The organism is Naumannella cuiyingiana, from assembly GCF_013408305.1.
Taxonomy (GTDB): Bacteria; Actinomycetota; Actinomycetes; order Propionibacteriales; family Propionibacteriaceae; genus Naumannella; species Naumannella cuiyingiana.
The window spans coordinates 3,148,619-3,167,766 of sequence record NZ_JACBZS010000001.1 but is presented as its reverse complement, the minus strand read 5'-3'; the positions used below and the strand labels follow the sequence as shown (position 1 = coordinate 3,167,766).

23 protein-coding genes and 1 riboswitch are annotated in these 19,148 nt (G+C 71.3%); of the genes, 2 read left to right on the top strand and 21 right to left on the bottom strand.

Going from position 1 to position 19,148, the window contains the following annotated elements; genetic code table 11:
- Window positions 1-125 precede the first annotated feature (125 nt).
- From pheT to GGQ54_RS14835, 11 genes are all read right to left on the bottom strand, one after another.
- Window positions 126-2,633, bottom strand: a complete 2,508-nt coding sequence (pheT, locus tag GGQ54_RS14885) for a phenylalanine--tRNA ligase subunit beta (protein WP_179446068.1) — start codon at window positions 2,631-2,633, stop codon at window positions 126-128.
- Entirely contained in the window at window positions 2,630-3,736 is a 1,107-nt protein-coding gene (pheS, locus tag GGQ54_RS14880) for a phenylalanine--tRNA ligase subunit alpha (protein WP_179446067.1), read from the bottom strand. The genes pheT and pheS overlap by 4 nt, the downstream gene beginning before the upstream one ends.
- A 92-nt stretch (window positions 3,737-3,828) precedes the next feature.
- Window positions 3,829-4,170, bottom strand: coding sequence for an ArsR/SmtB family transcription factor (locus GGQ54_RS14875; protein WP_179446066.1), 342 nt, complete (start codon window positions 4,168-4,170; stop codon window positions 3,829-3,831).
- A 48-nt stretch (window positions 4,171-4,218) separates the two neighbouring features.
- Window positions 4,219-5,226 (bottom strand): zinc-binding alcohol dehydrogenase family protein, encoded by a 1,008-nt coding sequence (locus tag GGQ54_RS14870; RefSeq protein ID WP_246292658.1) that lies wholly within the window; start codon window positions 5,224-5,226, stop codon window positions 4,219-4,221.
- A 128-nt stretch (window positions 5,227-5,354) separates the two neighbouring features.
- Window positions 5,355-6,185 carry a TrmH family RNA methyltransferase gene (locus GGQ54_RS14865; RefSeq protein ID WP_179446065.1) on the bottom strand — a complete coding sequence of 277 codons (831 nt, stop codon included), beginning with the start codon at window positions 6,183-6,185 and terminating at the stop codon, window positions 5,355-5,357.
- A 10-nt stretch (window positions 6,186-6,195) separates the two neighbouring features.
- Window positions 6,196-6,564: a 50S ribosomal protein L20 gene (gene rplT, locus GGQ54_RS14860; protein ID WP_179446064.1), complete on the bottom strand. Its 369-nt coding sequence runs from the start codon at window positions 6,562-6,564 to the stop codon at window positions 6,196-6,198.
- Between the two features lie 83 nt (window positions 6,565-6,647).
- Window positions 6,648-6,842, bottom strand: coding sequence for a 50S ribosomal protein L35 (gene rpmI, locus GGQ54_RS14855; protein ID WP_179446063.1), 195 nt, complete (start codon window positions 6,840-6,842; stop codon window positions 6,648-6,650).
- 73 nt (window positions 6,843-6,915) lie between these two features.
- A complete protein-coding gene (infC, locus tag GGQ54_RS14850) occupies window positions 6,916-7,656 on the bottom strand; it encodes a translation initiation factor IF-3 (protein WP_179446062.1) in 741 nt (246 codons plus the stop codon).
- Between the two features lie 245 nt (window positions 7,657-7,901).
- The gene (locus GGQ54_RS14845) at window positions 7,902-8,414 is read right to left on the bottom strand and encodes an SseB family protein (protein WP_343045980.1); all 513 of its coding nucleotides are present in this window, start codon (window positions 8,412-8,414) and stop codon (window positions 7,902-7,904) included.
- Between the two features lie 10 nt (window positions 8,415-8,424).
- Window positions 8,425-8,901, bottom strand: a complete 477-nt coding sequence (locus tag GGQ54_RS14840) for a hypothetical protein (RefSeq protein ID WP_179446061.1) — start codon at window positions 8,899-8,901, stop codon at window positions 8,425-8,427.
- 5 nt (window positions 8,902-8,906) lie between these two features.
- Window positions 8,907-9,590 (bottom strand): hypothetical protein, encoded by a 684-nt coding sequence (locus tag GGQ54_RS14835; protein WP_179446060.1) that lies wholly within the window; start codon window positions 9,588-9,590, stop codon window positions 8,907-8,909.
- Between the two features lie 140 nt (window positions 9,591-9,730).
- Between GGQ54_RS14835 and GGQ54_RS14830 the strand changes: the two genes are divergently transcribed.
- Window positions 9,731-10,426, top strand: a complete 696-nt coding sequence (locus GGQ54_RS14830) for a TetR/AcrR family transcriptional regulator (protein WP_179446059.1) — start codon at window positions 9,731-9,733, stop codon at window positions 10,424-10,426.
- Between the two features lie 31 nt (window positions 10,427-10,457).
- On the opposite strand, the gene GGQ54_RS14825 is transcribed toward GGQ54_RS14830, so the two are convergent.
- From GGQ54_RS14825 to GGQ54_RS14785, 9 genes are all read right to left on the bottom strand, one after another.
- Window positions 10,458-10,904, bottom strand: a complete 447-nt coding sequence (locus GGQ54_RS14825) for a PH domain-containing protein (protein WP_179446058.1) — start codon at window positions 10,902-10,904, stop codon at window positions 10,458-10,460.
- 10 nt (window positions 10,905-10,914) lie between these two features.
- A complete protein-coding gene (gene hisG, locus GGQ54_RS14820) occupies window positions 10,915-11,760 on the bottom strand; it encodes an ATP phosphoribosyltransferase (protein ID WP_179446637.1) in 846 nt (281 codons plus the stop codon).
- Window positions 11,761-11,841: 81 nt separating this feature from the next.
- Entirely contained in the window at window positions 11,842-12,108 is a 267-nt protein-coding gene (locus tag GGQ54_RS14815) for a phosphoribosyl-ATP diphosphatase (protein WP_179446057.1), read from the bottom strand.
- A 22-nt stretch (window positions 12,109-12,130) separates the two neighbouring features.
- Window positions 12,131-12,817 carry a nicotinamide riboside transporter PnuC gene (gene pnuC, locus GGQ54_RS14810; protein WP_179446056.1) on the bottom strand — a complete coding sequence of 229 codons (687 nt, stop codon included), beginning with the start codon at window positions 12,815-12,817 and terminating at the stop codon, window positions 12,131-12,133.
- Window positions 12,818-12,919: 102 nt separating this feature from the next.
- Window positions 12,920-13,047: riboswitch (FMN riboswitch) on the bottom strand.
- Window positions 13,048-13,102: 55 nt separating this feature from the next.
- Window positions 13,103-14,335 carry a cysteine--1-D-myo-inosityl 2-amino-2-deoxy-alpha-D-glucopyranoside ligase gene (gene mshC, locus GGQ54_RS14805; RefSeq protein WP_179446055.1) on the bottom strand — a complete coding sequence of 411 codons (1,233 nt, stop codon included), beginning with the start codon at window positions 14,333-14,335 and terminating at the stop codon, window positions 13,103-13,105.
- 93 nt (window positions 14,336-14,428) lie between these two features.
- Window positions 14,429-15,184, bottom strand: coding sequence for an SCO1664 family protein (locus tag GGQ54_RS14800; RefSeq protein WP_179443519.1), 756 nt, complete (start codon window positions 15,182-15,184; stop codon window positions 14,429-14,431).
- Window positions 15,177-15,770, bottom strand: a complete 594-nt coding sequence (locus GGQ54_RS14795) for a DUF3090 family protein (RefSeq protein ID WP_179446054.1) — start codon at window positions 15,768-15,770, stop codon at window positions 15,177-15,179. Before GGQ54_RS14795 ends, GGQ54_RS14800 begins: the two co-directional genes overlap by 8 nt.
- Before the next feature lie 10 nt (window positions 15,771-15,780).
- Complete coding sequence (locus GGQ54_RS14790) at window positions 15,781-16,518, bottom strand: MSMEG_4193 family putative phosphomutase (protein WP_179446053.1); 738 nt, start codon at window positions 16,516-16,518, stop codon at window positions 15,781-15,783.
- Between the two features lie 49 nt (window positions 16,519-16,567).
- Complete coding sequence (locus GGQ54_RS14785; protein ID WP_218843885.1) at window positions 16,568-17,077, bottom strand: flavin reductase; 510 nt, start codon at window positions 17,075-17,077, stop codon at window positions 16,568-16,570.
- Window positions 17,078-17,222: 145 nt separating this feature from the next.
- On the opposite strand from GGQ54_RS14785, the gene GGQ54_RS14780 reads away from it, so the two are divergent.
- On the top strand, window positions 17,223-18,050 hold the full coding sequence (locus GGQ54_RS14780; protein WP_179446051.1) for an undecaprenyl-diphosphate phosphatase: 828 nt from the start codon (window positions 17,223-17,225) through the stop codon (window positions 18,048-18,050).
- A 3-nt stretch (window positions 18,051-18,053) separates the two neighbouring features.
- Here the strand turns inward: GGQ54_RS14780 and GGQ54_RS14775 are convergent, their stop codons facing one another.
- On the bottom strand, window positions 18,054-19,094 hold the full coding sequence (locus GGQ54_RS14775) for an LLM class F420-dependent oxidoreductase (protein ID WP_179446050.1): 1,041 nt from the start codon (window positions 19,092-19,094) through the stop codon (window positions 18,054-18,056).
- Window positions 19,095-19,148 lie beyond the last annotated feature (54 nt).

Sequence of the window (19,148 nt, the reverse complement as noted above, 5' to 3'; positions counted from 1 at the left end):
CGGGCCGGTGGCTACCCGCCAAGACCCACCCTCTCTTCGTGAGGTATCGCCGCCTGCCGACCCCGCCAGGGGGCGATAACTGACGACACGAGGGCAGGTGCCGGCCGCTCGACCGACCCGGCGGCTCAGGCGCGTTGCACGGCCCCGGTCTCCTCGGCTGCCCGGGCCACCGCGGCGTCGCGCGCCTGCGCGGCCTCGGCGTCGGTCAGCGTCCGGTCCGGTGCCCGGAACCGCAGGGCGTACGCCAACGACTTCCGGCCATCGCCGACCTGAGGGCCGCGATAGATGTCGAACAGTCGCACCGACTCCAACAACTCGCCGGCGCCGGCGGCCAGGGCCCGCTGCACCTGCGCCGCGGTGATCTCCTCGTCCACGACGAGCGCAACATCCTCCTTCGCGACCGGATGACCCGATACCGGCGTGACCACACCGAGCGCGGGCGCATGCGCGAGCAGCCGATCGAGATCCAGTTCGACGGCACAGGTACGCTCCGGCAGCCCGTAGGCCGCGATCACGCTCGGATGCAGCTCGCCCGCGTACCCGATCACCTCCTCGCCGACCAGCAGCGCCGCACAGCGACCCGGGTGCCAGGGCGCCTGCTCGGCGGCCCGGCGGTCCAGCCGCACCCCGACGGAGCGTGCTGCCAACTCGGCGAGCGCGACGGCGTGTTGCCACCCGACCGGCCGGGCGGGCCCGGTCCAGCCCGGCGGGTCCCACTGACCGGTCAGGACCCCGGCGAAGTGCCAGGGCTGGTCCGGCAGCGCGGCCGCCAGCGCGGACAGCTCGGCATCGGAGGGCCGGCGATCGACCGGCGGCACCGGCGCGCTCGGCCGGGCAGCGCCGGTGAAGACGGTGCCGGTCTCGAACAGGGCGAGGTCGTCATTGGAACGGCTGGTGTTGCGGGCGACCGCGCCGAACAGGCCGGGCAGCAGGCTGCTGCGCAGGTTGGGCTGGCGGTCCGACAGCGGGTTGGCCAGGGTGACGAGATCGCGGCGCGGATCGTCGTCGGGCACCCCCAGCCGGTCCAGGTCCTCGACCGAGATGAACGGGAAGCTGAGCACCTCGACGAAGCCGGCGGCGATGGCGGCACGGTTCACCGCGCGCCGCCCGCGCTGACCACGGGTCAGACCGCGCCCGACCGGGGCCGTCGGCACGACCGGCTCGATCCGGTCGACGCCCCATTTGGCCCCGACCTCCTCGACGTAGTCGAACGGATCGATCAGGTCGCCGCGCCAGGTGGGCGGGACAAGACTCAGTGAGTCGCCCAGCGCGGTCACCTCGACGCCGCTGCGCTCGAGGATGTCGATCACCTCGCCGGTGCCGATCGGAGCGCCCAACACCCGTCCGGGCAGCGTCGCGTCGATCCGCTGGGCCGGCATCGGCGCGACCTTGCCGACCACCGTCGTGCCGGTCACGGACCCGCCCCCGTGGGTGGTCAGGAGATCGGCGGCGCGGAGCGCGGCCGCATAGGCCGCGTCGGCGTCGATCCCGCGCTCGAACCGGCGCGAGGCCTCCGAGACCAGCTTGAGCCGACGCGAGGTACGCCCCACCTGGATCCGGTCGAACACGGCCGACTCGATGATCACGCGCGTGCTCGCATCGGAGATCTCGGTACTGGCCCCGCCCATCACGCCGGCGAGACCGATCGGACCGGAGTCGTCGGTGATCAACAGATCACCGGGCTGCAGCTCGCGGTCCTTGTCGTCGAGCGTGGTCAACCGCTCCCCGGCTGCGGCTTCCCGGACCACGATCGCGCCCGCCACCTTGTCGGCATCGAAGGCGTGCAGCGGCTGGCCGATCTCCAACATCACATAGTTGGTGACGTCGACGGTCAGCGAGATCGGGCGTACCCCGGAGAGCTGGAGGCGCCGGGTGATGAACTGCGGCGTCGGCCTGGTCGGGTCGATGCCGTCGACGGTGATCATCGTGTAGAGCGAGGCCTTCGGGGTCTCCAGCCGAACCGGCCAGCCGCCGGCGGTCTCGGCCGGCACCGGCTGCTCGACCGGGTCGGTGAACGTCACGTCGTTGGCCAACGCGGCCTCCCGGGCGATCCCGCGGATCGACAGGCAGTACGCCAGATCCGGCGTGACCGCAACGTCGAGCACGTCCTCGCGCAGGCGCAGGGCATCGGCCGCGTCCTGACCGGGGCGCAGCGCGACACCATGATCATCGGTGGGCGGCAGCACGAGGATGCCCTCGTGCTCGTCGCCCAGGCCGAGCTCGCGAGCCGAGCAGATCATCCCGTCCGAGATGTGCCCGTAGGTCTTGCGTGCCGAGATCGCGAAATCGCCGGGCAGCACGGCACCGGGCAGCGCCACCACCACCAGGTCGCCCGCGGCGAAGTTGTGCGCGCCGCAGACGATCCCCCGCGGGCCACCGCCGGTGACCTCGGATGTCGCGTTGTACTCCCCCACGTCGACGGCGCACCAGCGGATGATCTTGCCGTTCTTCTGGGGCTCGTCGGTGAAGGACTCCACGCGACCGACCACCACCGGCCCGGTGACATCGGCACCGGCGCGATCGATGGCCTCGACCTCCAGCCCGCCGCGGGTCAACTGCTCGCGCAGCTCCACGGGATCAAGATCATCGCGCAGGTCGGCGTACTCACGAATCCAGCCGATCGGCGCCCTCATCGTGCCTCCCCGACCAGCGAACGGCTGAATCGCACATCGCCCTCGGCCATGTCGCGCATGTCCTCCACTCCGTTGCGGAACATCAATGTGCGCTCGATGCCCATCCCGAACGCGAACCCGGTGTAACGATCGGTGTCGACACCGGCGGCCGCCAGCACCCGCGGGTTGACCACGCCGCTGCCGCCCCACTCGATCCAGCCCTCCGACCGGCAGGTCCGGCACGGTCGGTCAGGATTGCCCACCGACTCGCCGTGACAGACGAAGCACTCCAGGTCCACCTCGACGCTCGGCTCGGTGAACGGGAAGTAGTCGGGTCGCCACCGCAGCCGGATGTCACCGAACATCTCGCGGGCGAAGTGCTCCAGCGCGCCCATCAGGTGACCGAGCGTGATGCCCTCGTCGACGACCAGCCCCTCGACCTGGTGGAAGACCGGGAGGTGGGTCGCGTCGAGTTCGTCGGCGCGGTAGACCTTGCCGGGCGCGACGACGTAGACCGGCAAGGGCCGCTCCAACAGCGCGCGAAGCTGGACCGGGGAGGTATGGGTCCGCAGCACCAGACTGCGATCCCTGGGCTCGACGAAGAGCGTGTCCTGTTCGGCGCGCGCCGGGTGGTCGGGGTGCAGATTGAGCGCATCGAAGTTCATCCACTCCGACTCGACCTCCGGGCCCTCGGCGATCTCCCAGCCCATCGCGACGAAGACGTCGGCGATCTTGTCGATCAGCGCCGTGACCGGATGCGCGGCACCCTGCGGGCCGAGCTCGACCGGCAGCGTGACGTCCACCCGCTCGTCGGCCAGCCGCTGCGCCAGCTCGGTCTCGACGATCTCGGCCTCGCGGGAGGCCAGGGCCGCATTGACACGACCGCGGGCCTGGCCGATCCGGCGGCCGGCGTCCTTGCGATCGGCCGGAGGGAGGGATCCGATTTCCCGGTTGGCCAGGGCGAGCGCCGAACGGTCGCCGGTGTGGGCGATCCGGGCGGCCTTGAGCTCGGCGGTGCTGCCGGCCGCGGCGAACGCGGCCTCCGCCTCCGCGACCAGGCGCTCGACGCTCGCGGCGTCGAGCGCGGCGGGCGGCGCCGGCTCGTTGTCGTTCGGACTGGTCAAGGAGACTCCTTCGGGTGGTTCTGCGCCGGCCAGTCTAGGGAATGCGCGCCGGGGCGGCGTGCGGGTTTCGGGCGCCGGGCGCGCGTCGCCGCTCAGGGCTGGGAGCGCAGGTGACCGAGGTGGCGTACCGCCTCGTCGTAGACCGCGGAGACGTGATCGTCGAACAGCCGGTAGCGGACCCGGCGTCCCTCGCGCTCGCCGACCACGAGCCCGAGATGGCGCATCAGCCGCAGGTGATTGGACACCGATGCCTGCCCGGCGTCGATCGCCACGCACAACTCGGTCACGGTCGCCGGCCCGGATCGCAGCACCCCGAGCAGCCGGAGCCGGACCGGCGAGGCCAGCCCCTGCATCACCTCGGCCAACCGGTCGGCCTCGGCGACGCCCAGCGGGTCCGTCGCGTACCGGTCCTCGGGTGCGTCGCAGGTGGTCATGACAACCATTCTGCACACCCGGGTGCAGCCAGGGCCCCGCGCGACCGCTCAGCGCAGCAGGACGAGCTTGCCGACGGCGTCGCCGGCCTCGATGCGGGCGTGCGCCGCCCGCAGGTTCGCGGCCGTGATGCCGTCGACCGTCTCGGCCAGGGTGGTGCGAAGCGTGCCGTCGTCGATCAGCCGGGCGACCCGGTCCAGGATCTCGTGCTGCCGGACCAGATCCGCGGTGGCGAACGTCGGCCGGGTGAACATCGACTCCCAGCAGACCGTGATCGATTTGGCCTTGAACGCACGGACGTCGAACTCGGCCGGGTCGTCGATCAACACCAGCGAACCCTGCGGGGCGAGCACCTGCGCGAACTCCGCCGCCCGGCCGTCGCTGTGGGACGAGAAGACGAGGTCGACCGGCCCGTCGATCTGTTCGGTGAGCGGGCGCCGATGATCGATCACGGCGTCGGCGCCCAGTTCGCGTACCCACTCGGCGGACTCCTCGCGGGACGCGGTGCCGATCACCGTCAGCCCGGTCAGTCGCCGGGCGAGCTGGATGATCATGGAGCTGACCCCGCCCGCTCCGCCCATCACCAGCAGCCGGCCGGTGGTCTGGGTCCCGACCCGGAGCCGATCGAACAGCGCCTCCCAGGCCGTGATCGCGGTCAGCGGGACCGCCGCGGCCTCGGCGTCCGAGAGCGTGGCCGGCGCGGTGCCGACGATGCGTTCGTCGACGAGTTGGTACGCGGCATTGCTACCCGGCCGGTTTCGGTCCCCGGCGTACCAGACCCGGTCGCCGACGGAGAACAACGCAACCTCGGCGCCGACCTCCCGGACGGTCCCGACGGCGTCGTAACCGAGGATCTTCGGCGGCTCCTGTCGGCCCGCCGAGCGGCGGATCTTGGTGTCCACCGGGTTCATCGCGACCGCGGCGATCTCGACGAGCAGATCGCGCGGACCCGGCCGGGGCACCGGGACCTCGATGTCGACCAGCGACCGGTCGTCGGTCGCGGGCAGCGAGTCGGTCATCGCGACCGCGGGCATCGTGGCGGGCAGTTCGGCGCTCATTCCCCGACGATAGTCAGTCTGTCGGACGCGATTGGTCAGTCCAGCTCGACAAGACGACCGGCGTCGATTCGGTAGCGATTGATCTTCCATGATCGCCTGGAGCCGGCCATGCAGGTTCCTGACGCGAATCAACGACCGGTCGGGTGCTGCGCGGTGGTCGAGGCGTAGAGGCAGACGGCGGCCGCGGTCGCCAGATTGAGGCTCTCGGCGGACCCGCGGATCGGCACCGCGACCCGCGCATCGGCGAGCGCCGCGTCGGCCGGCGGCAGACCCCATGCTTCGTTGCCGAACAGCCACGCGGTCGGCCGGGCAAGTGCGCCGTCGGCGGCGAGTTGATCGGTGCGGCGATCCGCGGAGCCGTCGGCGGCGTAGACGGCGAGCCCGCGGTCGCGGCACGCGGCGATCGCATCCGCGACGGGTACGCCGGTCGCGATCGGCAGGTGGAAGATGCTGCCGACGCTGGCCCGGGCGACCTTGGGGCTGGTCAGCTCCACCGAACCCTCGGTCATGATCACCGCGTCCGCACCGAACGCGTCGGCGCATCTGATCACCGTGCCCGCATTGCCCGGATCGCGGATCTGCGCGCAGATCACCACCAGGCGCGGATCCCCGGCGAGGGCCGTGACGAGATCGGTCCCGATGCTGCGAGCGACCGCGACGATGCCCTGGGGATGGACGGTGTCCGCCAGCAGGGCGAGCTGTTGATCATCGACCGCACGCAGGCGTACCCCCGCGGCGTCCGCGGCCGCGATCAGATCTGCGTGCCGGGCGGCCGCCTCGCTGGTGGCGAACAGTGCCGAGACCAGGCCGGGTACGGCGAGCGCTTCGCGGGCCGCCTGCGGACCCTCGACCAGGAACTCCGCCCGCTCGCGACGCTGCTTGCGCGCCGACAACCGACGGGCCGACCGCAGCTCCGCCGCGGAGGCGGGTGCGATCGGCCCGGGGGTCGACGAAGTCAACGGCTGCGGCTCAGGCGGCCTGGACGCCCTGGTTGGCCTTGGCGACCTCGACCAGCGCGGTGAACGCCTTCGGGTCGCTGACGGCCAGCTCGGCGAGGATCTTGCGGTCCACCTCGACGCCGGCGGTCTTCAGGCCGGAGACGAACCGGTTGTACGTCATCCCCTCCGCGCGGACGGCGGCGTTGATCCGCTGGATCCACAGCTTGCGGAAGTCGGCCTTGCGGGCGCGACGATCCCGGTATGCGTAGACCAGCGAGTGGGTGACCTGCTCCTTGGCCTTGCGGTACAGGCGCGAGCGCTGCCCGCGGTAACCGGAGGCCTGCTCCAGGACCTCGCGGCGCTTCTTGTGCGCGTTGACGGAACGCTTCACGCGTGCCATGTCGATCTCTCCTTGTCGGGGCGCCGGGGGGGCCGGCACGAAGTTGGTCGCGCCGGTCGGGCGCGGACGGGGTGTTCAGCGGCTCACTTGCCGAGCAGCTTGCGGGCCTTCTTGGCGTCGCCGGTCGACATCACCGCATCGCCGTCGAGACGACGGGTCCGGGTGGACGGCTTGTGCTCGTTCAGGTGCATCTTGCCGGCCTTGCGGTGCATGACCTTGCCCGAGCCGGTGATCCGGAACCGCTTCTTCGCACCGGAATGCGTCTTCATCTTGGGCATGGTGGGCCCTCCTTCTGCTGCCAGGGCCGGCGTACCGGCCTTGCTTGTGATCGGCGCTCGCGCCGACCGGTTCCTACAGGTCGATGTCGGGGTCCATGTTGTCGGCCGGACCCTTTTTCTTCTTCTTCGCCGGGGCGGCGGCAACCTTCTCGCGCCGTTCGGCCAGCTCGACGCGCTCGGCCTCGGCGCTCTCGGTACGCTCCGCCGCGCGGCGGTCGCGATCGGCGTCGACGTCGGCCTTGGCCTCCGACTTCTTCTTGTGCGGGCCGAGGACCATCAGCATGTTCCGGCCGTCCTGCTTGGGATTGGACTCGACGAAGCCGAACTCCTCGACATCGTCGGCCAGCCGCTTCAGCAGGTTGAAGCCGAGCTCCGGGCGGGACTGCTCCCGGCCGCGGAACATGATCGTGATCTTCACCTTGTCGCCCGCCTTCAGGAACCGGACCACGTGACCCTTCTTGGTCTCGTAGTCGTGGCTGTCGATCTTCGGTCGGAGCTTCATCTCCTTGATCACCGTGTTCGACTGGTTCCGCCGGCTGTTGCGGTCCTTCTGCGCACTCTCGTACTTGAACTTGCCGTAGTCCATGAGCTTCGCCACCGGCGGACGGGCCATCGGGGCGACCTCGACCAGGTCGAGATCGGACTCGCGGGCCAACCGCAGAGCGTCGTCGATGCGAACGATCCCCACCTGCTCCCCAGCCGGGCCGACCAGTCGGACCTCGGAGACGCGGATGCGATCGTTGATGCGCGGTTCAGTGCTGATGTGTCCTCCTCGTGGACGATTGCCGGTTACGCCACCGCCTGGCGCAACCAAGAAAGGCCCCCGCGTCCGCGGAGGCCTGATCGGAGGGCGCGGACGGCAAACGCCCGCGACCCGTGGACCCGGCAACTTCCGCAACCTGTGGTCGTGGCGCCGCTCGGGTGGGAGATCAGATCCCCGCTTGTTCGGTGGGACCACCGATGGTGACAACCCGTCGGTGATCGCGGTCAATGGTAGCGGCTTGCGCGATGAATCTCACATCGCGCGACCACAAGGGTGGAACGCGGGCCGGGCCGCGACTATTCCGTCGGCTCCGCCGGGGCGGTGCGGGCCCAGCCGAAGCCGTCGGGCAGACGGACCAGTCGATGCCCCTGGGCGAGTTCGCCGAGCACCTCGCCCTCGATCGTCAGGGGCGCCGGGCCGACCACATCGACCAGCACCGTGCCCGCCCCCTCCGCGAGAGCGGTCTGGGCAACCCGGTCCAGGGTCGCGGGAATCGGTCGGGCCTGCGGATGCCAGGCCGCCGCCGAGTCGCTGCCCGTGAACACCGGCAGGGCTCGAGCGCCGTCCGGTCGCTGCAGCAAGACGGCGGAGACATCGCCCTCCCGGTTCGGATCGGGGGTCAGCGTCTCGTCCCCGGCGGCAAGGACGGGGACGAGCAGCCGCGCGCCGCACAGGGCGACGACCGCGTCCAGGTAGGCCTCGGGGCGGCCGCTGCCGGCCGCGACCAGCCGGTCGCGTACCACCTCATCCGGCGAGCCGTCGTCGTCGGCGAATCGTTCGTCGTAGCCGCCGAGTTCCCGGCCGCTCACGCGCGTACCCTCACTCGATCCCCCGCTTGCGGAGCAGGGCCTCGATCTCGTCCAGCTCGGGATCGGCGGGCTGCTTGCCGCCCGCGGCCTTCTTCGGCGGCGTGCCGGGCTGCGCGGTCGAGCTCCGGGGCGCGGGTGCGACCGCGCCGGCGTCGGCCGTCCCCGCGGGAAGCGCCTTGGCCGCGGCCCGTGCTGCCGCGATGCCGCCGATCACCCACAACACGATCGCCAGGCCGACGAAGCCGAGGCCGACCCAGACCACGGGGGCGAGGATCAGCGCAAAGGCCCAGGCGATGATCCCGGCCACGAAGTTCCAGACCAGCAGCAACAGACCGGTCAGGTAGAGCCCGACGGGCAACAGCGCCAGCCCGAACATCTGGACGGCCTTGCCGCGCCGCTTGCTGGTCCGCCAGGTGATCACGGTGGCGACCAGGCCGACCAGGGTCAGCCCGATGCACAGCGGCAGGAGATAGGCCTGGGGATTCATGGCTCCTAGGCTGCCACAGTCGGGCGGGTGCGGCCGTCGTCCGACGGTCGCTCTGCGGGAAGGATCGGGGTCGCACTCCGGGCCAGCACCAGCGCGACCGCGGTGGCGATGCCGCCGGCGGCGAGCAGCAGCCCGTGCGACATCCGACCCGCCGGCGGAGTGAAGAACTGCGGCAGGTAGACGACGAGTCCGAACGCCATCGGCAGCATCAGCGCCCTCGGCCGCTCCCGGCGCCACCAGCCGACCGCGAGCGCCACACCGAGAACCGCGAGCGCCAGCAGCCCGAGCGCGAAGGTGATGGTCGGCACGAGCGCGTAGCGGACGTCGGCGAAGGTCGACAGCAGCGACCAGTCCTCGTCTGCCACGGCGCGCCGGGCGATCGAACCGAGGCCGAACGTCTCCGCCCCGTAGTACGGCAGCAGGGCCGCCCCGGCGCCGACGGCGAGCGGACCCAGCCAGGCGTACCCCCTCCCCCAGCGGGTCGCGATCAGCGGCACCCAGAACATCAGGGCGACGATGCCGACCATGGCGAGCGTGTGGGCGCCCGTCCAGGCGTTCGAGGCGACCGCGGCCGCTCCGACAGCCCCGGTCTCGGGGTTCGTGGGCGGATAGGGCCGCAGTATCTGGTAGGCCGCGAAGCACGAACCGGCGAGCGCCGGCAGCGCGATCAGGGACAGGCGACGGATCATGATCGCTCCTCGGTGGACAATTCGAGAGCGGTGCTCTCTGTCAACCAAGGCTGCCGCGCCTCCGGCACGAAGTCAAGAGCACTGCTCTCTGTTGTGAGCGAAACCCTCCCGCACCGTCGCGGAGCTGGCAGGATCGGTTCATGGCCGGATCGAGCACACCGCGCGCCCGCGCCCGGGCCCGCACCCTGGACGAGATCACCGAGATCGCGCGACGCCAGATCGCCGAGCAGGGCGCGGCGACGCTCAGCCTGCGCGGCGTCGCCCGCGAACTCGGCGTGGTGTCGTCGGCGGTCTATCGCTACTACCCCTCGCGGGATGCGCTGATCACGGCGCTGCTGATCGACTCCTTCGGGCGGCTGGGTGATGCCGTCGAGCAGGCCGCCGGGCGGCGTGCTGCGACACCGCGCGCCCGGTTCGTCGCCGCCTGTGCGGTGCTCCGCGACTGGGCGCGCGACCATCCGCACGAGTTCATGTTGATCTACGGCTCGCCGATCCCGGGGTACGCCGCCCCGGCCGATACCGTGCCCGCCGCGGCCCGGGTGGTCACACCATTCGTCGAAGTGCTCGTCGCCGCCGGGGACGCGCTCGGCGCGGCCGAGGAGGTGCCGGGGCCCGCGGCCCTGGTGCGCCAGCTCGGCGGCATCGCCGACCGGCTGGGCGCCCCGGAGCTGGCGCCCGCGACCGTCGCCGCGCTGTTCTCGGTGCTCAGCGAGCTGATCGGATTCACCAGCCTCGAGCTGAACGGCCACCTGGTCGGCACCATCGACCCGGCCGACCGGTACGCCCGACTCGCCTTCGACCGGCTGGCGGACCGGGTCGGGTTGGGCGCGGACTGAGCGCGGCCGGCCGGAAGGCCCGCGCGTGCGGTCAGCTCGCGGCGCGGTGCAGCTCGCGCAACATGCGCACGGCTCGATCGGCGCGTTCGCCGTCGACGCGTTGGATGCCGAGCATCGGGCGACGCGGCGGATCGTGCTCGCCGCTGTTGCGGAGCACGAGATTGGCCCAGGGATCCGAGCGCCGGTAGCTCACCGCCGCGACGTCCGACCACGGGTACCGCCGGGTGCGGGGCCCGTTGCGCACGGTGACGCCGCCGGCGTCCGCGCGGACCGCCGAGGCCGACAACGACCAGATCACCGCGTCCAGGGCGACCAGGAAGCCGATCAGCGTGAGCACCTGCGGGATCGTGAAGAGCGCCCGGCTCAACTCCGGCAGTGCGAACCAGCCGAGGACCGCGGCGACCGTCAGCACACCCGTGCCGAGGGCGGCGCCGATGATCGACACCCGCGAGGTGAAGCGGTACGCCCGATCGCTCACGCGAACCCGCTCAGATCCGGCAGGCGGCGATGTCGGTGACCAGGATCGCGCGGGCACCGAGCGCATACAACTGGTCCATGATCAACTGCGAACCCTCGCGGCGTACCATCGCGCGCACCGCGACCCAACCCTCGCGGGCCAGCGGGGACACGGTCGGCGATTCGAATCCCGGTGTCAGGGCGGCGGCACGGTCGGCCAGCTCGGCCGCGATGTCGTAGTCCATCATCACCCAGTTGCGCGCGACCAGCACCCCGTCCAGGCGCCGCGCGAGCTGATCAAGGCCGGCGGGCGGCACCTCGCCGCGCCGCGCGATCAGGATCGCCTCGGATTCCAGGATCGGCTCGCCGAACAGCTCCAGCCCGGCCCGGCGCAGCGTGGTCCCGGTCTCCACGACGTCCGCGACGGCATCGGCGACGCCGAGCCGGATTGCCGACTCCACCGCACCATCGAGCTTGATCAGGCGCGCATCGACGCCGCGGTCGGCCAGATAGGAGCCGACCAGTCCCGGATAGGAGGTGGCGATCCGGCTGCCCGCCAGCCGCTCGACCGACCAGTCCTGACCCGCCGGCGCGGCAAAGCGGAACCGGGTACCGCCGAATCCGAGCGCCGCCGTCTCGTCGGCCGCCGCCCGGGAATCGAGCAGCATGTCCCGGCCGGTGATCCCGACGTCCAGCGTGCCCTCGCCGACATAGACGGCGATGTCGCGCGGTCGCAGATAGTAGAACTCCACGCCGTTCGCGTCGTCGGCGAGGATCAGCTCCTTGTTGTCACCCCGCTGCCGGTACCCGGCCTCGCGCAACATCTGGATCGCCGCGTCGGACAGCGAGCCCTTGTTGGGCACGGCGACGCGCAGCAGCGGACGGTCAGGACTGGGTTCCACGGGGCGCCAGCCTAGCCGCTCGGCACACACTCGCCGCCCGGGCGCGAGCCGGCGAGATCACAGGTGGCGCCAGACGTCCTCGGGCGCCAGGTCGAGGGCCAGCATCAACACCTGCAGGTGATAGATGAGCTGACTGATCTCCTCGGCGGCCTGTTCGCGGCCCTCGTACTCCGCGGCCATCCAGACCTCGGCGGCCTCCTCGACGATCTTCTTGCCGATCTCGTGCACACCGGCGTCCAGCCGCGCGACCGTGCCCGAGCCCGTCGGACGGGTACGCGCCTTCTCGGCCAGCTCGGCGTACAGGGCGGCGAAATCCTTGCTCACGCACGCACCCTAGCCGCGATCCTCAGGCGCCGACCCGGGCGGGCGCAGCGCCATCGCCGGCATTGCGGATGTCGCGCCGCCAGGCGAAGAACCCCGCGATCACGAACCCGCCGTAGATGGCGTACATGATCGCCGACGGGTAGAAACCGCCGGCCAGCAGCAGCGGGATCCCGACGATGTCGACGGCGACCCAGATCAGCCAGAACTCCGTCCAACCGCGGGCCATGCCGTAGGTGGCGAGGATGGAGCCCGTCAGGATCCAGGCGTCGGCCAGCGCGTTCCAGCTCTCCAGCGCGGTCAGCACGAAATAGAAGCCGATCCAGCCGACCAGGCCACCGATGATCAACTGCAGCCGTCCCGAGCGACCGGCCCAGCGGGGCTGGACGCCGACATGATCACCCGGGTGATGCCGGGCATAGGTCGCCCACCGGATCCAGCCGTAGACGCTGACGGCGAAGAAGAACACCTGACGACCGGCCTGCCCCCACAGGTCGAGCTGCTGTGGCGTACCGAACGCGCCACCGAGAAACACGGTGAACAGCAACACATTGCCGACGATGCCGACCGGCCACGCCCAGACCTTGCGGCGCATCCCGAGCACCGCGCTCGCCAGGCCGAATCCGTTGCCGACGATCTCGCGCAACAGGATCGGTTGGCCGAATCCGACATCGATCTGGGCGTTCAGGAACTGCCAGACGAACTCATTCATGATCATCTCCGCTCGACGAGCCCCGCATGGTCCGGGGTCGGAGCGATGACGCGCGGATCAGCGATGCGCCGGATGGGCGCGACCGCTGCAACACCGCGGGCCCTCGTGTTCTTCCCATCCGGACTCTCACCGTCGGTCGGGGACTTCCACCCCATCAACCGATGACTGGCTGCCATCGGGTCGCGGACTTTCACCGCCGGCTCGGATTTTCACCGACCCCAGAACACGCAGGAACTACCTGCTGGCCCCATCATGCCAGCCCGGCGGCAACACCCGGCGGCCGGGTCAGGACAGCCGCACCCCGAGCAGGGCGTCGATCGCCTCGGCGAGTTGTCCGGGGGCGTGCTCGTCCGCCCCGTCCTCGGCGGCCCACTCGTCCACCACCCGCAGCGCGGTCGGGGTGTCCAGATCGTCGCGGAGCGCGGCACGGAGCGCGGCCAGCGCGGGTTCGGCCTCGGGCGCGGCGCGCCGGGTGACCGCCGCGCGCCACCGTGCCAGCCGCTGCGTCGCGGCCTCGAGCTGGTCGTCGTCATAGCTCCAGTCGGTGCGCCAGTGATGATCCAGCAGCACGAGCCGAATCGCCATCGGGTCGACCCCGGCCTCGCGCAGCTTGCTGACCAGGACGAGATTGCCCCGGGACTTGCTCATCTTCTCGCCGTCCAGGCCGACCATCCCGCTGTGGGCGTACGCCTTCGCCAACGGCTCGCCGGTGGCCACCTCACCCCCGGCGGCCGACATCTCGTGATGGGGGAAGATCAGATCGGAGCCGCCGCCCTGGATGTCGAACGCGGGCCCGAGGAAGCGGTTCGCGATCGCCGTGCACTCGATGTGCCAGCCCGGTCGGCCGCGGCCGAGGCTCGAGTCCCAGGCCGGTTCGCCCGGTCGCTCGACGCGCCAGACCAGGCCGTCCAACGGGTGCTTCTTGCCCGGCCGATCCGGGTCGCCGCCGCGCTCGGCGAACAGCGCGCGCGCCTCGTCGTCGCCGAGCCGGGCCATCTCGTTGAAGTGCGGGGCCAGCTCGTTGCGGAAGTACCAGTCGGGGTGTTCGGGATCGTCGACCTGGTAGATCGCCCCGTCGGGCAACTGCTCCAGCAGCCGGTTGATCAACGGGATCGACTCGACCGCGCCCACGAACTCCGTGGGCGGCAGCACGTTCAGCGCCGCCATGTCGGTGCGGAACAACTCGGTCTCGCGCTCCGCCAGGTCGACCCAGTCCTCCCCGGTCGCCTCGGCGCGCTCCAGCAGCGGGTCGTCGATGTCGGTCACGTTCTGCACGTAGTTGACGTTCAGCCCGAGATCGCGCCACTGCCGCTGCAGCACATCGAAGGCGACATAGGTCGCCGCGTGCCCGAGATGGGTCGCGTCATAGGGGGTGATCCCGCAGACATACATCCGTGCGGTCCCGCGCTCGGGCCCGACGGGCACGACCTCGCGTGACCACGAGTCGAAGATGCGGACCGGGCCGGCGTCTCGATCGGGGGCGAGCGACGGAACGGGTGGGAATGGCCACGCCTGCATGCGGGCGATGCTAGGCCAGCCGGGGCGCCCGCACGAAACGAACCGCGATCCGGCTGGCCTTCGCGCCCGGTGTCGGCGCCCGCCTCGCGCGGATCAGAACGGCGGCCAGGGGAACGGGAAACGGTGCTCGGCCGGCTCGGGCAGTACTCCGGCCGCGAGCAGCGCCTCGGCCCGGGCCGCGACCGCGGCAACCTCGGCGGCCGACAACAGCCCGGACAACTCGCCGGCCGCGTCCCGGGCCGCGGCCACCAGTGCCCGGTGCTCGTCGGTCAACGGCTCGCCGGCGAAACCCCACAGCACCGTCCGCAGCTTGTCCTGGGTGTGGAAGCACACGCCGTGATCGACGGCGAACACCCGTCCCTCGCGGGTCAGGATGTGGCCACCCTTGCGGTCGGCATTGTTGATCACCACATCGAAGACGGCGAGTCGGCGCAGTCGATCATCGTCGGCATGGACCACCAGGACGGGTTCGTCGGCCGCGCCGAAGCCGTCCATCACGGGCAGCCGGCCGGCAAGATCATCGTGTTCGCTGATCAGGTCCACCAGGTCGTAGTCGGCCTCGTCCACCCACGCCTGCAGGGAACCCGGGCCGAGCGGTCCGTCCACCAGCACGGTCGCCGGGACAAGATCGAACCCGGCCAGACTGGACAGGCGGTACGCCGCGACCTCGCGGGCGGCGAGCGTGCCGTCGGGAAAGTCGTGCAACGGGCGCTCGCCGCGGACCGGCTTGTGGACGGCCAACCGATCGCCGACCTGGACCAGGAAGGTCGCATTCGATGCCGTCGTCAGCCGCCCTCGGATCGTCAGCTCGCCGGCGAAGGACGGATCCAGCGCGGAGACCTCACTCACCCGAGGCGAACAGGGGACGACGGTAGCCGTTGGAGCGCGGGCAGATGTGCCCGGCGGGGTCGAGCGGCTGGGCGCAGAAGGGACAGGCGGGCCGACCCGCGGCGACGACCGCATTGGCCCGGGCCACGAACTCCCGCGCTCCGGCCGGCGTGATCCGCACCACGAAGACCTCGCCGGCGCGCTCGGACTCGGCGGCGGCGACCTCGTCGGCCGAGGTCTCGTCGTCGGGCATGTCGTCCGCGGCGTCGGTCTGGGCGAACATCTCGATCACCACGCGGGCCTGGTCGGGATCCCAGGCCAGCGTCATCGTGCCGACGCGGAACTCCTCGTCGATCGGCGCATCGAGCGGCTGCACGTCACGGGGCTGGGCGTAGGCATCGGGCACGTCACCGCTTCGGCGTACCACCTCGTCGAGGATCCGCCCGAGGTGCTCGGCGAGCACCGAGACCTGCTGCTTCTCACACACCACGCTGGTGATCCGGTTGCCCTCGCGGGCCTGCAGGAAGAACGTCCGCTCTCCCGGCTCCCCCACTGTCCCGGCGACGAATCGGTCCGGAGCGTCGTACCGGTGCTCGACGATCGACATAGCGACCAGCTTAGGCCCCGCCACCGGCAGCAACGCCGGATTCCTCCGCGGGCGAACCCGCGCCGGGCTCGGTCGGATCGTCCACGTCGCCGCCGGGGGTGCCCTCGCCCACCGGCGCCCGCGGCACCAGCGCCGCCACATCGGTCCCGGCATTCAGCGTCAGCACGCGGGTCCGACCGTCGAGGGTGGACAGCACCGACAGGCCCGCCGGATGGGTCGAGATGCGCTGGAACTGGTCCAGGTGCAGGCCGAGCGCATCAGCCAGGATCGCCTTGATCACGTCACCGTGGCTGACCGCCAGCCAGACCGCGTTCGGTCCGTGCTCGGCCGCGACCCGGGCCGCATGCGCGCGGATCGCCGCCACGCCCCGCGCCGCCATCGCCGTCATCGATTCCCCGCCGGGAAAGGTCACGGCGGACGGCGCGGCCTGCACGGTACGCCACAGGTCCTCCTTCGCCAGCTCGCCCAGCGACCGGTTGGTCCACTCGCCGTAGTCGCACTCGGTCAGTTCGGGCTCGACGACCGGCTCGAGCCCCCGGCCGGCGAGGATCAGCTCGGCCGTCTGCCGGCAGCGCTCCAGCGGGGAGGTCACGGCGGCGGCCAGCTCGACCTCCCGCAGCGCGTCGCCGAGCCGGCTCGCCTGCCCCCGACCCGTCTCGTCCAGGTCGATCCCCGGTGTGCGGCCGGCGAGCACGCGCGCGGTATTGGCCGTCGAACGCCCGTGGCGGACCAGGAGCACCGTCGTCATGAGGCCAGCCTAGTGAGCCGGCCCGACGCGCCCGCGCGCCCGGAGCGGGTCAGGACAGGTAGCGGCCACGCAGATGGAACAGCGGTTCGGCCCCGCCGACCTGCGCGGTCTCGACGACCCCGCGCAGCAACAGGGCATAACCGGCGCGCCCGGGGTCCGGCATCAGGCGTACCCCCAACCAGCCGGCGGCGCCGGCCAACCGGGGACCGTGGGCATCGTCGAGCCACTCGCCGGTGCGAAACGGCCCGCCCGGCGCCGGCGCGACGCGGGCGAACGCTTCGGCCACCGCGGCCTGACCCTCGGCGAGCACGTTGACGGTCGCGGTCGTCGCGCCGGGGAGCGCATCGGCCAACTCCGAATCGGGGTCCAGCAGCCCGAGCACCTCCGGCGGATCGCCGTCGGCGATCAGCACCGACGACAGGGTCCAGCCCTCCGGGCGCTGCCCCGGCGCGCCGATCGTCCACACCGTCACCGGCGCCGCGAGCCGGCCGCGGAGCCGGCGCAACGGATCGCGGGCGTCGTCGGGCGGCAGGAACGGGTGGTCGGCATGGATGCTCACCGCTCCATGGTGCCGGGCGCTACCCCGGTGGCAGTTCGCGGCGCGCGGGCCCGACCCGGGTCCGACGGTGCCGGAGCGGCAAGCGCCTAGTGTTGCCCGGGGCCCGCGGGCCCGCACCGCGCAACCACCGACGACGAGGAAGAGCATGAGCTGGCTGGAAGCGATCGTCCTGGGGATCGTCCAGGGACTCACCGAGTTCTTGCCCATCTCGTCGAGCGCACACGTCTCGATCGTCGGGCAGCAGTTCGGTTCGGACCCGGGTGCCGCCTTCACCGCCATCACCCAGCTCGGCACCGAGACCGCGGTCGTCGTCTACTTCCGCAAGAAGATCTGGCGGATCCTCAGCCACTGGTGCCTGGCGCTCGTCGGCAAGATCCCCCGCAACGATCCCGACGCCCGCCTCGGCTGGCTGGTGATCCTCGGCTCGATCCCGATCATCGTCCTCGGCGTCGTGCTCGAGCCGCTGATCGAGGGACCGTTCCGCAATCTGTGGATCACGGTGGCGATGCTCGCCGGCGTCGGCTTGTTGATGGGCCTCGGTGACCGGGTCGGCAAGGAGACCAAGGAACTGGACCAGATCAGTTGGCGCGACGGCATCATCTTCGGCATCGCCCAGGCCTGTGCGCTGGTGCCCGGGGTGTCGCGATCGGGCGGCACGATCACGGCCGGGCTGTTCATGGGCTACACCCGCCGGGCCGCGGCCGAGTACTCGTTCCTGCTGGCCATTCCGGCCGTCTTCGGCTCCGGGCTGTACAAGCTGACCGACGTCGCCGACGAGCCCGATCCCGCCTGGGGCCCGATCATCGTCGCCACGGTGCTGGCGTTCGCGATCGGCCTCGCGGTGATCCACTGGCTGATGCGCTACATCAGCAACCACAGCTTTGCGCCGTTCGTGATCTATCGGGTGGCGCTGGCCATCGGGTTGGCGATCTTGCTGCTGGCCGGGATCATCCCGCCGGTCACGACCGGATGATCATCACAGGTTGCGGTACGCCTCGGCGAGCGCGTCGAGCTGAGCGATCTTGGCGTCGACGCCCGTGCCGGCGGGGCTGACCGCGCAGTTGGTCAGGCCGCTGTCGGCCAGGGCGCGCAACGATGTCGTCAGGCGCCCGACATCGCCGACCAGCGCCACCCGCTCGACGAGCTCCTGCGGCACCTCCCGCGCCGCCTCGCGCTGGTTGCCCGACAGGTAGAGGTCCTGGATCCGCGCGGCCGCGTCGGCGTACCCCATCCGGACGGCGTGTGCGTTGTAGAAGTTCTGCTTCCGGCTGCCCATCCCGCCGACGTAGAGCGCGACGTGCGGGCGCAACGAGTCGGCGGCCGCGGCGACGTCGTCGCCGGCGGCGAGCGGGACGCTGGCCATCACGTCGAACTGGTCGCGGGTACGCCCGGAGCGCGCGAGGCCGGCGTCGATCGCCGCGTTCAGGCCCTCGGAGGCGTCGGCGGCGTAGAAGATCGCCTGCAGTCCGTCGGCGATCTCCCCGGCCAGCTCGACATTCTTCGGACCGACCGCGGCCAGATAGATCGGCACCCGATCGGCGACCGGACGCGCCATGATCTTGAGCGGTTTGCCGGCCCCGCCGGGCAGCGGCAGCGGATAGTGCTCACCGTCGCTGCTGACCACCTCGCCCGACAACGCGGCACGGACGATGCCGACATACTCCCGGCTGCGGGCGAGCGGCTTGGCGAAGGGCCGGCCGTGCCAGCCCTCGGCGACCTGGGGTCCGGAAACCCCCAGTCCGAGCCGGAACCGTCCCCCGCTGACGGCATCCATCCCGGTCGCCGTCATCGCGGTCATCGCGGGGGTACGCCCCGGGATCTGCATCACCGCCGAACCGACATTGATCTTCGAGGTCTGCCCGGCGAGCCAGGCGAGGAAGGAGACGCAGTCGACGCCGTACGCCTCGGCGGCCCAGACGGTGTCGAAGCCGAGCATCTCCGCGTGCCGGGTCAGCCGCAGGGCGTCCTCGGGACGATCACGACCCGTCATGTAGCCGATGTTCAGCGACAGCTTCATTGCGCCTCCTGCGTGGGATTCGGGACCCGACTGGGCGTGATTGTAGTGTCGACG